This window comes from Bacteroides thetaiotaomicron VPI-5482 (assembly GCF_000011065.1).
Taxonomy (GTDB): Bacteria; Bacteroidota; Bacteroidia; order Bacteroidales; family Bacteroidaceae; genus Bacteroides; species Bacteroides thetaiotaomicron.
The window spans coordinates 3,961,772-3,976,331 of the sequence record NC_004663.1; the positions used below are offsets into that span (position 1 = coordinate 3,961,772).

At 47.3% G+C, this 14,560-nt stretch carries 9 protein-coding genes; all 9 read left to right on the forward strand.

Annotated elements, in window-relative coordinates; all coding sequences use genetic code 11:
- Nucleotides 1-101: 101 nt before the first annotated feature.
- The 9 genes from araJ (at nucleotide 102) to BT_RS15810 (ending at nucleotide 14,462) form a co-directional block, all read left to right on the forward strand.
- On the forward strand, nucleotides 102-1,244 hold the full coding sequence (gene araJ / locus BT_RS15775) for an MFS transporter AraJ (RefSeq protein ID WP_011108639.1): 1,143 nt from the start codon (nucleotides 102-104) through the stop codon (nucleotides 1,242-1,244).
- Nucleotides 1,245-1,497: 253 nt separating this feature from the next.
- The gene (locus tag BT_RS15780) at nucleotides 1,498-4,899 is read left to right on the forward strand and encodes a PA14 domain-containing protein (RefSeq protein ID WP_011108640.1); all 3,402 of its coding nucleotides are present in this window, start codon (nucleotides 1,498-1,500) and stop codon (nucleotides 4,897-4,899) included.
- Nucleotides 4,900-5,224: 325 nt separating this feature from the next.
- Nucleotides 5,225-8,665 (forward strand): bifunctional proline dehydrogenase/L-glutamate gamma-semialdehyde dehydrogenase, encoded by a 3,441-nt coding sequence (locus tag BT_RS15785; protein WP_048696927.1) that lies wholly within the window; start codon nucleotides 5,225-5,227, stop codon nucleotides 8,663-8,665.
- A gap of 473 nt (nucleotides 8,666-9,138) precedes the next feature.
- Nucleotides 9,139-9,339, forward strand: coding sequence for a hypothetical protein (locus BT_RS24700; RefSeq protein WP_048696924.1), 201 nt, complete (start codon nucleotides 9,139-9,141; stop codon nucleotides 9,337-9,339).
- Nucleotides 9,340-9,442: 103 nt separating this feature from the next.
- A complete protein-coding gene (gene ychF, locus BT_RS15790; RefSeq protein ID WP_011108642.1) occupies nucleotides 9,443-10,546 on the forward strand; it encodes a redox-regulated ATPase YchF in 1,104 nt (367 codons plus the stop codon).
- A gap of 11 nt (nucleotides 10,547-10,557) precedes the next feature.
- Nucleotides 10,558-11,469: a ketopantoate reductase family protein gene (locus tag BT_RS15795; RefSeq protein ID WP_011108643.1), complete on the forward strand. Its 912-nt coding sequence runs from the start codon at nucleotides 10,558-10,560 to the stop codon at nucleotides 11,467-11,469.
- A gap of 26 nt (nucleotides 11,470-11,495) precedes the next feature.
- Nucleotides 11,496-12,341, forward strand: a complete 846-nt coding sequence (gene lgt / locus BT_RS15800) for a prolipoprotein diacylglyceryl transferase (protein WP_011108644.1) — start codon at nucleotides 11,496-11,498, stop codon at nucleotides 12,339-12,341.
- Nucleotides 12,338-12,982, forward strand: a complete 645-nt coding sequence (locus BT_RS15805) for a chloramphenicol acetyltransferase (protein WP_008767382.1) — start codon at nucleotides 12,338-12,340, stop codon at nucleotides 12,980-12,982. Before lgt ends, BT_RS15805 begins: the two co-directional genes overlap by 4 nt.
- A gap of 67 nt (nucleotides 12,983-13,049) precedes the next feature.
- Nucleotides 13,050-14,462, forward strand: coding sequence for a hypothetical protein (locus BT_RS15810; protein WP_011108645.1), 1,413 nt, complete (start codon nucleotides 13,050-13,052; stop codon nucleotides 14,460-14,462).
- Nucleotides 14,463-14,560 lie beyond the last annotated feature (98 nt).

Genomic DNA, 14,560 nt, shown 5'->3' on the forward strand with positions numbered 1-14,560 from the left:
CTGACGAACTCATTCTGAGAGATTTTGTTTTACCTTTGCACCCCGTAAAAATACGCTAAATAAAGAAGGTAAAAAGTAACAGGTATCAGGTTGAGTTTCGTATGAAGAAGAGTCTTATTGCATTGGCATTCGGTACCCTCGGATTGGGTATCGCCGAGTTTGTAATGATGGGTATACTGCCCGATGTAGCCAGAGATTTAAAGATTAGCATCCCTGCTGCCGGACATTTCATTTCCGCCTACGCACTAGGCGTTTGTGTCGGCGCCCCTGTATTGACATTAGCACGTAAATATCCACTAAAACATATATTGCTGGTATTAGTCACGCTGATTATGGTAGGTAATATCTGTGCGGCATTATCACCTAACTACTGGATGCTGCTTATCTCCCGCTTCATCTCCGGACTTCCTCACGGAGCCTATTTCGGGGTCGGTTCTATCGTCGCGGAAAGGCTCGCCGATAAAGGCAAGAGTTCAGAAGCTGTCTCCATCATGATAGCCGGAATGACCATCGCCAACCTGTTCGGCGTACCGCTGGGAACTTCTTTAAGCACCATGCTTTCGTGGCGGGCTACCTTCCTGCTGGTAGGTCTTTGGGGAATCGTCATTCTGTATTACATCTGGCGTTGGGTTCCTCAGGTAGAAGGGCTGAAAGATACCGGTTTCAAAGGACAGTTCCGCTTTCTCAAAACTCCGGCTCCCTGGCTCATTCTGGGTGCTACGGCATTAGGTAATGGCGGCGTATTCTGCTGGTATAGCTATATCAATCCAATGCTCACTCATATCTCCGGTTTCTCTGCCGAAAGTATCACCCCGCTGATGATTCTTGCCGGATTCGGTATGGTCATGGGAAATCTGATCAGCGGGCGGCTCTCCGACCGCTACACTCCCGGAAAGGTAGGAACTGCCGCACAAGCACTGATCTGCCTGATGCTATTGCTTATCTTCTTCCTTTCTCCCTACAAATGGGCGGCTGCGCTATTGATGTGCCTCTGCACCGCAGGACTGTTTGCCGTATCCAGTCCGGAACAGATATTGATTATCCGTGTAGCCAAAGGAGGCGAAATGCTCGGAGCTGCCTGTGTACAGGTAGCGTTCAATCTGGGAAATGCCATCGGAGCTTATGCAGGAGGACTGGCAATCAGCGGCGGCTACCGTTATCCCGCCCTGACGGGTGTTCCGTTCGCATTGATCGGCTTCATCCTTTTCCTGATCTTTTATAAGAAGTATCAAGCCAAATACTAAACTTTGAGTCAAAGCAAGCCACTGGTAAATAACTTAATCCAAAGAAAAATAAATCACCCCAAGTAATACCGTAATACCCCAAACAAAACATACTTTTCTGCCGCCAAACGCAGATTAATGGGTTTTAATTGCAAATTAACTCTGTATTAATCGCCATCACACTATTTTATTAATGCCTCCCCTATAATTTTGCATCTGACGTACTTTCTCAATAAACAGATGAAAAACAATGAATGCTTTAAAAAAAAGTTGGATGTTATACTTGTGCATACTATGTGGATGGACAAGTGTGTCGGTAGATGCAAAACAGGACGATAAAACAGCGGGAAGATACACTCTTTCTCTGGATGGTGGAGAATGGCATTTATGGCAGGACAAGCAGGCGGAATGGAAAAACGATAAACTGTTTCTGCCGGAAGATGCTACGGATTTGTCACTCCTTCCTGTGAATGTTCCGACAGGAGGCTGGGAACAACTGAATCCGGCCAATGCCACAGCCGTGCAGGTGCCGGGAACCGTGGAGGAATATTGTACAGTTTCCAGTCGCCCAAGTCCGGACGATGGAGCAGGAGTCAGCTGGTGGTTTAGAACTATCAAACTCCCGGCAACACTGAAAGGCAGACGGGTGCTGATTCATTTTGAATCGGTCCGTATGCGTGCCGAGATTTATCTGGACAGGAAGCTGGTGGGATATGATATGATTGGAGAATCCCCCTTTGACGTGGATATTACAGAAGCGGTGAAACCCGGTGAAGAGCAACTTCTGGCAGTGCGGGTGACACATCCGGGAGGTAATTTCCATTGGCAGGACTTCACGGAGATGAATTGGGGCAGCTATCAGATACCGCCCGGAAGGTCATTCGGAGGAATCATAGGGCGGGTACGTCTGGATGCAGTCTCTCCTTTGTTCATATCAGACATCTATATGCAGAACCAACCGGAATATACCAAAGTGAAAGCGATTCTGACAGTGAACAATACCCTGATGAATACAGAAAAGGGGCAGCTCATGTTCACAGTTGCAGAAAAGGAAAACCCATCGAGAATTATAGCTCGCAGGGATTTGAAGAACGTTATCTTGCAAAAGGGAGAAAATACGATAACCATGGACCTGAACTGCCCGAATGCGAAACTCTGGAATCTGGATTCCCCGCATCTGTACGTTTGCCGGGTCGAACTCAAATCGGCTAAAAGAATATGGGATGCAGATTCCCGGACTTTCGGTTTCCGCTGGTTTGAACCGACAGGGATTGGAAAAGATGCCCAGTTGAGACTGAACGGGCAGCGGGTGATGCTGCTTACCGCCATCAGTTGGGGATATTGGCCTGTGGGCGGCTTGTATGCCACTCCGGAAATGGCCGAAAAACAGATACTTACAGCCAAGGCTTTAGGACTGAATATGCTGAATTTCCATCGTTCCATCGGTTCACCGGTAGTGCTCGAAAAAGCAGATGAACTGGGACTGCTATATCTGGAAGAGCCGGGAGCTTTTCACTCCGCAGGACACGATCCCTTCATCCGGACCATAGTCAATACCAAACTGCAACGAATGATCTTGCGGGACAGAAGTCATCCAAGTCTCGTCATTTATAATCTGATAAATGAATGGGGAGGTCCTCGTGCCAGAGATAAAGAACTGACTGCCCTGCGTATGGAAGACATGAAAAAGGCGCATGCCATTGATCCGAGCCGGGTGATGACTTTTACTTCCGGATGGGCTTCTGCCGAACATTCGGAAGAGGATGCCAAGGCAAATCTGTTACCTTTCGATTCGGTACTGCACCGGAAGGGATGGTTCGACAATCATCGCGCCGCAGGGCCTGCCACTTGGGAGGAAGATTACTATAGAGGTCCGAAAGACAATCTGATGTATACGGACAACCGGACCGAAATCTATATACGGGGCGAAGAAGGTGCTCTTTCAACTCCTCCCCGCATTGCCGAAATTGCCAAAGAAATAGAACAGACCGGAATCAAGGGGTGGGACGGATTATTCTGGAAGAATCAATATGAGGCATTTCAGCAGTTTTTCCATGAGAAGAACCTGGCACCTTACTTCGGCTCCATTGACTCGCTGACACGCGCCATGGGAGATGTCTCTTTCGACCATCAAGGACGGCGCATTCAAGGAATGCGTATGCAGAATACAGGAGACGTTTATGCAGTGAACGGCTGGGAAGCGATGCCGTATGACAACCATTCCGGCATTGTAGACATCTACCGGAACTGCAAAGGAAATCCTTCCACCTTTACTTACTATACCCAACCGCTCTATGTAGCGGTCTCTCCCCGCACACAGTTTGTACACCTGCCGGGAAAAGTACCGGTCGATTTCTACATCGTTAATGAAAAAAATCTTTCCGGAAAATACCGTTTATCAGTATTTGTCTGCACACCCGACGGGAAGGAAGGAAAACACATCGAAAAAGAGGTGCACATTACCGGAGGAGACTGTTTCGGACAGCTATTATTGGAGCACTGCCAGTTGGAAATAGAAGGAGTTTCCGGTTTATATCAAGTCAAGGCGCAATTACGGAATGCGTCGGGACACCTGTGCGCCGAAGGGAAAGATGAAGTACTTGGCATTTACTGGGATAAGAAGCAATTGAAAGGAAAAGGTGCTTTATATGGTACTCCCGATGATCCTGTTGCTACCTTTTACCAGAAAGCAACCGGATGCGAGCTTCCTGCTTTCCATTCGGATATAGAGAAACTGGACTGGATTGTAGTGACACGTTCATCCCTGGATGCGCCGCAGCCTGTTCCTGTTGAAGCATTTTGTCAGAAAGAAGGCAAATCGGTTTTGGAACTCTCTCTTTATAAAGACGATGACTTACGTACATTGGCGGGGGTGACCCAAGACAACAAGATAGACCGTACTTTCGCAGACGGTGCCCAACCGGACCCCTTGCTTCCTGCCAACCAATCTTTTTCAGCTATCTGGGATGGGAAATTAAAAGCCCCTCAGTCCGGCACCTATATGATTGGGGTTACTTCCGATCAGGGAATGCGTCTTTCCGTCAACGGACAGCGTATTGTTGATGAATGGAGAAATAATAAAGAATTGACCGTCGTTCGCCCTTTCTTGTTGAAAGCAGGTGATGAGGTCGCTGTCCGTGTGGAATACAGTCAACGCAATCCCACGGGAAGCGTACAATTAGTCTGGTCTCTTCCGGACCATGCGGCGATTGCTCCCCAAGAGTTATTGGATCGCGTAAAGGAAGACGGTACTTCATTGCTCTTGTTAAAATCGGCCGAGTCATGGATGGATGCTGTGAGCGCATATACAGGTTCGGCTTATCATGGCTATTATTCCGTAGGAAAGAACTGGGTAGGCGGCGTTCATTTCGTGAAAGAACATCCTCTTTTCAACGGTCTTCCGGTCAATGTAGCAATGGGATGGCCTTATCAAGCCCTGGTGCGTAACGGCGACCGGCGTTTAGGGCTACATATAGATAATGAAGAATTAGTGGCAGGCTCATACGGCAGTGCTCCGTTTAATCTTGGCTCTGCTGTCGGAATCATCTCTTGCGGAAAAGGGAAAATCTATTATTCAACCTTAGATTTGGTTGATAACCTGAATAATCCTGCGGCTGCGGCTGATGTAGCCCGCAAGTTGTTTTGCAACTTTATTCTTTTAAGTAAGGATAGATAATGCGAATCAGTAATAGCTATAAAGCAATCGGGTAGTTATTGCAAGAAAAAATAATTCTGAAAGGAGAGAATATTTTCTCTCCTTTTGCTTGAAAATCAACAAGATATTTTTATATTTGCGAGAAGTGTGAGCCTTTTGTACCTAATCACTTTAAAAAACGACGAATATGACACAACAGTATCTGTTCGACCGCTTCTCGCAGCAAGCGTTGCAAACCCTGCATCGCTACCGTGCTGTTATGTTCAGTCCCACCTGCCACCCTATGTAAATTGCATTTGAGATTCTTATTTTCTTAATTTCCATAATCTACATAGATCAGATTAGTATGGACAAACAATATCAACCGACCCTTACCGAAGTACAGGATTGGGTACTCAAACTGTACAATACCTGTGAACAAACCATCACAGAAGCCGAACGCCGCGAACAGCATAAATACGCTGTCATGGTACAACGTCCGCAGGACAAGAAATTCCTCGTGAAGATGCTGGATGAATCTTCGCAAATCCGTGACCGAAGGATACTTGCCAAACGTATCAAAACCCTTCTCGACCAATACGGCGTTCCCGAATTTCTGAACAAGCGGGACAGCTTCCTGTTCAAAATGTATCAGGCATTCGGCCATCATTTCGACTTTATCGCCATCCCCATCATCAAGAAGCGCCTGCGCATGAACACCTCGCAGGTCATCATCAACGAAGCGCGTCCGCAACTCACGAAGCATCTGGCCATCCGTGCAAAGGAGAAAATCGGGCAGAACGTCAACCTGCTGGGCGAAGTGGTGCTCGGCAACGGAGAAGCCGACCATCGTTACCACCATTATCTGAAAGCGCTCGAATCACCCGACATCAACTACATATCAGTGAAAATATCGGGAATCTATGCGCAGACACACGCCTTGAATTATGAAGAAAGTTTTCCGGAACTCATTTCGCGAATGTCCGCGCTTTATCAGAAAGCGATTGATTTCCCCTATACGGACGAAGAAGGAGTCAGACGATCCAAGTTTATCAATCTGGATATGGAGGAGTACAAAGATACCCATTTCACATTACGCCTCTTCAAGACAGTGCTCAGCCTGCCGCAGTTCAAGAACTATTCCGCCGGAATCGTCGTTCAGGCATATCTGCCGGACGCATACGACTTTCAGACCGAACTGATCGAATTTGCCAAAGCACGTGTGGCAGAAGGCGGTGCTCCGATCAAGATGCGTCTGGTGAAAGGCTGCAACCTGGAAATGGAAACCGTCATCTCTTCGCTGAGAGGCTGGCCCAATCCGATCCGCCCTTCCAAAGAAGAAGTAGACGCCAACTACCTGCATCTGCTGGAACGGGCACTGATGCCCGAAAACGCAAGGGTATTGCATCTTGGAGTAGCTTCCCATAACCTGTTCTCCATCGCCTACGCCTATCTGCTGGCTCAGAAATATGGTACAGCCGAATACATGACCTTCGAAATGCTGGAAGGGATGGCGAACCACCTATGGAGAGCCCAATCCATGCTCGGCAACCGGGTGATTCTTTATACTCCCGTAGTGAAAAACGAACATTTTCTGAATGCCGTCTCATATCTCGTCCGCCGGATGGATGAGAATACGGCACCTGATAACTTCCTGACTCACTCTTTCAATCTGAGACCGAACACAAAAGAGTGGGATTTCCTGGCTAAGCAGTTCGAAGATGCCTACGCCATGAAAGATCAACTGAGTCATGTGTCCCCACGCACACAGAATCGCAATCTTCCTTACACGCCCGTCCCACCGGCAGACGTCCTGAAGAATGAACCGGACACGGACTTCGACCTGCCACAGAATCAGGAATGGGTGCGTTCTATCTTCTCCAAATGGAAGAAAGACGGAACGGAACAGCCGGAAATCATTCCGCTGCAAATAGGTGCGGAAACGGTGGTATGCGAAAGCCGCTACCCATATACAGACCGTTGTCAGGACGATGAAGTCTGTATCTGTGAAATGTCGCAGGCGGACAGCGCACAAGTGGAGAAAATCATCGAAATTGCAGAGGCAGACCCTGCCGGATGGAGAAAGACCACACTCGAAGAACGCCACCGGATCATGTACGAAGCAGCCAACCGGCTCGCCGATATGCGGGGCGATCTGATAGGCTGTATGTGTGCCGTGACGGGTAAAACCGTCATTGAAGGTGATGTAGAAGTATCGGAAGCGGTAGACTATGCCCGTTTCTATACGACAGCGATGAAGAAGTTTGCCGCGCTGGATGACGTAGAAATGAAACCGAAAGGCACCATACTGGTCATCTCCCCGTGGAACTTCCCCTGTGCCATCCCTGTGGGCGGCATAGTAGCCGGACTGGCGGGAGGAAATACCGTTATACTGAAACCTGCCACCGTAGCCGCCCCTGTTGCGTGGATGTTTGCCAAGGCATTCTGGGATGCCGGTGTGCCGAAGGAAGCGCTGCAAGTCATCATCACCCGCCGGGAAGCACTGAAAGTACTGACTACCGCCCCCGCCATCAAACATATCATTCTGACAGGAGGAACGGACACCGCACAGAATATCGCAAAAGCCAATCCGACCACTCCGTTATCGGCAGAAACGGGAGGTAAAAACGTTATTATCCTCACAGCGTCGGGCGACCGTGACCACGCCATCATGAACATCGTCACTTCTGCCTTCGGCAATGCCGGACAGAAGTGTTCCGCCTGTTCGCTGTTGTTAGTCGAACGTTCCGTATACGAAGACGAAAACTTCCGTAGCAAGCTGAAAGATGCGGCGACAAGCCTGAAAACCGGCAGTGTGTGGAATGCCGGAAATATCGTCGGTCCGATGATTACCAACAAGAACGATAAGTTACTGCAAGCCTTCAACCTCGAACCGGGTGAGTCATGGCTGGTTCCCCCGCGTTTCATCGACCGCAGAGAGTACATCCTTGCACCAACTGTCAAATGGGGAGTAAAACCGGAAAGTTTCTCATTCCGCACCGAATTGTTCGGTCCCCTGCTGAGCGTGGCCTGTATCGAGAACCTTGAAGAAGGAATCAGGCTGGTGAACGGGTTGGATTACGGATTGACCTCCGGCCTGCAAAGTCTGGATGAAAAGGAGCAGAAGCTGTGGAAGAACTCCGTAATGGCAGGAAACCTGTATATCAACCGGGGAATTACCGGAGCCATCGTCAACCGGCAACCATTCGGAGGAATGAAACTATCCGCCTTCGGTGGTGGTATCAAAGCAGGTGGCCCCAACTACTGTACCTGTTTCCTCGAAATCACCGACAAACCGGACAGCCGGACCGACTACCGACAGAGTTATGCCAAAGCCTATCAGGAAGAGTTCTCAAAACCGAGAGACGTCAACCGGCTATATGGAGAACAAAACCTCTTCCGCTATCTGCCTTTGAAGAACATGATTCTACGCCTCTTCCCGAAAGATACAGACGAAGAAGCGACGATGATTGCACACGCCGCCCGTATATGCAGAACTCCGCTCACCATCAGTTTTGGCCCGACAGATGATCGTAGCAGCAGACTTGCCGGACTCGGCTGCACACTCCGGAAAGAATCATTAGAGGACTTCCTGAAAGAATTGCCCGAATATGAAAGAGTACGTACCTGTTCGCCGGATATACCCGATGTCATGTACGAACGGGCAGCGGAAACCAATAAATACATTGCGACAGCACCGCCTGTGAAGCAAGGGCGCATCGAGCTGATACACTATATCAAGGAGCAAAGCATCGCCTTTGAGTATCACCGGTATGGCAGTATTTCGGAAGTACCGCCTTGCGAATAACGAATACTGAAATCCCCCTTATTCTTAATTACTCTCAAATAGAAAGTAAAGCCAGAGAATAAGGGGATTTTTTAAGAACTCACTAAAGATGAAATTATCATAGTGACAGAATAAAATCAATTCAAAGTATTAATGGCACCATATTGCCGTTTCTGCTGACAGATACATTTTGAAAAGAACGCCAGTCAGCTCTCAGAGAAAGAATAGGATGTATCAATATGCAGACTATTTGCATATCATTTCCGTTTTATTGGAAGATTATGCAAAGGAGTCGTTACTTGACACGCAGAATATATATATCCAACCTACAGAACATTAATAGCTGATATGTCAGCTAACCTTATCCAACGTGTTGGTCATATATATCCAACGTGTCAGTCAACCTTATCCAAAGCATCAAGCCTTCATATTTGACAAGAAGGGCATGGTTGCCCAATTATTAGCCTTGTAAAGATTCAGATACCGCCCTATTTATGAACAAAATACAGATTTTCATTCGCATATTTTCCCCCACTCCCGCCGTCGGGCAGGAAAACGGCATTCTGAAGAGACTAAAAATTCATTTTGTCAATTTGCTCAAAACCTTTTTCCAGCCAGCACAATTATCAGAAAAAGACAGAAAGTGCACCAAGTTTCCCTCATTAGCTCAAAAAATGATTATCTTTGCAAACTAAAATGAGCAGGCTGGCAATCAAAACTGTTTTTATCGGGAGATTAGCGCCAAGTCGCTGCTCACATGATATGATTCATTGATAATAAAAGAAATAATAGATTAATATGGCATTGCAATGTGGTATTGTCGGACTTCCGAACGTAGGTAAATCGACACTTTTCAACTGTTTGTCAAACGCAAAAGCGCAAGCGGCAAACTTCCCCTTCTGTACAATCGAACCGAATGTAGGCGTAATCACCGTTCCCGACGAACGCCTGAACGCACTGGCAGAACTGGTACATCCCCAACGGATTGTCCCCACGACTGTAGAAATCGTAGACATCGCCGGACTGGTGAAAGGTGCAAGCAAAGGCGAAGGACTGGGAAACAAATTCCTTGCCAATATCCGCGAAACAGACGCAATCATCCATGTACTCCGCTGCTTCGACGATGATAACGTGACCCACGTAGACGGAAGCGTAAACCCCGTCCGTGACAAAGAAATCATCGACTACGAACTTCAGCTGAAAGACCTGGAAACCATCGAAAGCCGTATCCAGAAAGTACAGAAACAGGCTCAGACCGGTGGCGACAAGGCTGCAAAGCAGGCTTATGACGTACTCATTCAATACAAGGATGCACTGGAACAAGGCAAATCCGCCCGCACCGTCACTTTCGAAACGAAAGACGAACAAAAGATCGCTCACGAACTCTTCCTGTTGACCAGCAAACCCGTGATGTACGTCTGCAACGTAGACGAAGCAAGTGCGGTAAACGGCAACAAATACGTAGACATGGTGCGTGAAGCCGTGAAAGACGAAAACGCAGAAATCCTCGTTGTCGCCGCAAAAACCGAAGCAGACATCGCCGAACTGGAAACATACGAAGACCGTCAGATGTTCCTTGCCGAAGTAGGGCTGGAAGAATCGGGCGTCGCACGTCTTATCAAGTCAGCTTACAAGCTGCTGAACCTCGAAACTTACTTCACAGCCGGTGTACAGGAAGTACGTGCATGGACTTACGAGAAAGGATGGAAAGCTCCGCAATGCGCAGGCGTCATCCATACCGATTTCGAGAAAGGATTTATCCGCGCGGAAGTAATCAAATACGATGATTATATCCAGTACGGCTCCGAAGCGGCTGTCAAGGAAGCCGGAAAACTCGGTGTGGAAGGAAAAGAATATGTGGTGCAGGACGGCGACATCATGCACTTCCGATTCAACGTTTAAACTCAAACAGTATGAAATATCTTATTGCAGGAACCGGAGGCGTCGGTGGCAGTATCGCAGGATTCTTGTCGCTAGCCGGAAAAGATGTTACTTGTATTGCCCGCGGAGCTCATCTGCAGGCTATACAGAAAGACGGTCTGAAACTGAAATCAGATTTAAAGGGAGAGCATACGCTGGTTATCCCTACCATGAATGCGGAGGAATTTAACGGGAAAGCGGATGTGATCTTCGTCTGCGTGAAAGGATATTCCGTCGATTCGATTACCGAACTCATCAAAAGAGCATCGCATGAGAAGACAGTCGTCATCCCTATCCTGAATGTTTACGGGACAGGACCACGCATTCAGCGTCTCGTTCCGGGTGTAACGGTGCTCGATGGTTGCATCTACATCGTAGGCTTTGTTTCCGGCACGGGAGAGATCACTCAGATGGGGAAAATCTTCCGTCTGGTGTATGGCGCCCACAAAGGGACACAGGTGGCTCCGGGCATTATGGAAGCCATTCAGAAAGACCTTCAGGAAAGTGGAATCAAAGCAGAGATTTCTCCGGACATCAATCGGGATACATTCGTCAAATGGTCGTTCATCTCGGCAATGGCCGTCACCGGTGCTTACTATGACGTGCCGATGGGTGAAGTTCAGAAGCCGGGGAAAGTACGTGATACGTTCATCGGCCTTTCTACCGAGAGTGCCGCACTGGGGCGTAAGCTGGGAGTCGAATTTCCCGAAGACCCTGTCAGCTACAATTTGAAAGTCATTGATAAACTCGATCCCGACAGTACCGCATCCATGCAAAAGGACTTGGCACGGGGACATGAATCGGAAATACAAGGTTTGCTGTTTGACATGATTGCAGCAGCCGAGGAGCAAGGTATCGACATACCAACTTACCGGATGGTTGCCGAAAAATTCACAAAACACTAATTACAAACCGTAAACCGTTATCCAACATGAATACCCTTTTATTATCAATCAACTGGAATCCGAATCCCGAACTATTCAACCTGTTCGGCATTTCTATCCGTTATTATGGATTATTGTGGGCAGTAGGAATCTTCTTTGCTTACATCATTGTCCATTACCAGTTTCGCGACAAAAAAATAGACGAGAAGAAATTCGATCCCCTCTTCTTTTATTGTTTCTTCGGTATTCTGATTGGAGCACGTCTGGGGCACTGCCTGTTCTACGATCCGGGACAGTACCTGACCAGCGGAAAGGGATTTGTGGAAATGCTTCTGCCGATCAAGTTCCTGGCAGGCGGCGGATGGAAATTCACCGGTTATGAAGGACTTGCCAGTCACGGAGGTACGCTCGGATTGATGATCGCCCTTTGGCTGTATTGTCGCAAGACGAAACTTCATTATATGGATGTGGTGGACATGATTGCCGTCGCTACTCCGATCACTGCCTGTTTCATCCGTCTGGCGAATCTGATGAACTCCGAAATTATCGGTAACCCGACCAATGTACCCTGGGCGTTCGTATTCGAACGGGTAGACATGCTCCCCCGCCATCCGGGACAGCTCTATGAAGCGATAGCTTATCTGATCCTGTTCTTCATCATGATCTATCTTTATAAGAATTACAGCAAGAAACTGCATCGCGGATTCTTCTTCGGACTCTGTCTGGCTTATATCTTTACCTTCCGTTTCTTTATCGAATTTGTGAAGCAGAACCAGGAAGCATTCGAAGACAACATGATGTTCAACATGGGACAATGGCTGAGCGTTCCTTTCATCATCATCGGTTTCTACTTTATGTTCTTCTATGACCGGAAGAAGGTAGCAAAGAAATGAAACAAATCATAGATATAGAAAACTGGGAGCGGAAGGAGAATTTCAACTTCTTCCGCCACTTCCAGAATCCCCAATTATCCATTACCTCCGAAGTAGAGTGCGGAGGAGCCAGGCAACGTGCCAAAGCCGCCGGACAGTCTTTCTTTCTCCATTATCTTTATGCTGTGCTGCGTGCAGCCAACGAAATACCGGAGTTTCGTTACCGCATCGATCCGGACGGACGTGTAGTGCTCTATGACACCATAGATATGTTGTCTCCCATCAAGATAAAAGAGAACGGCAAGTTCTTCACCACCCGTTTCCCCTACCACAACGATTTCGACACTTTCTATCAGGAAGCAAGGCTAATTATCGACGCCATCCCCGAAGACGGCGATCCGTATGCGGCAGAAAACGAAGAAGTAGCCGACGGAGATTACGGACTGATTCTGTTAAGTGCGACTCCCGACCTGTACTTTACTTCCATCACCGGCACACAAGAGAAGAGAAGCGGCAATAACTATCCGTTGCTGAATGCCGGAAAAGCCATCATAAGGGAAGGCAGACTGGTGATGCCTATCGCGATGACGATTCATCACGGATTTATTGACGGGCATCATCTTTCCTTGTTTTATAAAAAGGTGGAAGACTTTCTGAAATAATAGTGCTGTTCAAATAGTATTTTCTCATTCCTTTTATCTACCTTTAGCGCGACTAAATGATAAAAATATGAGCACAAAAACACTATTCAAACTACTATGGGTGCCTTTCGTCACATCCGTATTCGCAAGTTGCAGTGACAAAGAAGAATTACTTTACACTCCTCCGGAAGAAACGAATGACAGTTACATAAGCCCTGCCGTACCACAAGGTAATAGCTGGCCTGAAGCCTCCATGTCACTTACACAGCCTTTTCTGGGTGCCGGATATGATATTATGGGCAGCTACATAGACAATAATTCGGTAAAAGAACCAGTGCTTGATCTGAGCAAAATAGATAATGAAAGGATTAGCAATCTGGTAGGTTCGAGCGGAGTAGGAGACAGCTTCATTGGTCGTGATATGAAAGAGTTTCTTCGGTCAATCACAAAATATAAGAAATTTGTGGTGCCGGCGGAAAACAAAGATGATTTGCTGTTTACCGCTACCATTACCGGTCATAAATATTTTCAGAAACCTTATGATTATTCATCCCAATACACATTTGCCTTTGGCAGTTCAGGAGCTAACGGAGTGATTCAAAGATTACTCACTCTGAATGCGGATTGGTCCAACTGGCTGGCCGATGATTTCCGGCAAGAGCTGGAAGATGCGTCACCTGAAACAATCATAGAACTATTTGGTACTCATATATTGGTGAACACTCATTTAGGTTATATAAGCAAAACCCTCTATCGCAGCATCGTAGCGGATGATGAAGAGAACTTATTGAGAACCGCAAATACAGGGATGGGCGCACATCAGAGCAGCATTATTAAGCATCCCAATGTTTCCATCACTTATCCCGAAGAAACAGTAAAAAAGAACTATGGGGGAACAATTGTAGTGTCATTGCAAGGAGCTGATTACAAAGTCTTTGATCAGCTGACAGGCGATCCGATGGATATCAGCCCCTGGATACAATCTGCCAATGAAAAGAATCGCGCCTTAACTACTCTGACCGGTGAAGACCTTATCCCCATCTATGAGGTAATAGCCGACCCCATAAAGAAACAGCAAATAAAAGAAGCGGTAATAGCCCATATCAAAAGGCACCAACTGTCCTTACAACAAACGGCTCCCATCTTTCAGGCAAGTGACGGGCACTATCACCGCTACTATACCTCTTATAAGGAGTTAACCGCAAAGGCCGATATCTGTCAAGGTGTGATAGGAAGCGTATTTGTCAGACACGAACCGGGTACAGTACCGCTTTACCTGTCTTCCGACGGAAAGAATCACCGTTTGACATTAGAACCGGCACCGAACGGAGACGGAACAATCATAGGGTATGTCTATGAAAAGAAGAGCGATGACTTAAACTGTATCTACGAAATATCAGACGGAAAAAACTTTGCCTATACCACGGAAGAAAAGGATACCTACGGAAACAAAGGCACATGGAAGCCAACCGGCCTCTCTTTCTATACAAAGAAGGTATAAGCATAAGGCCATACCATTGGCACGGCAAGTAACCCTATAACTTACAACATAAGAAGTCTATAGTATCTTCGTTGGGGCTGACTAAAAGTCGTTAGTAT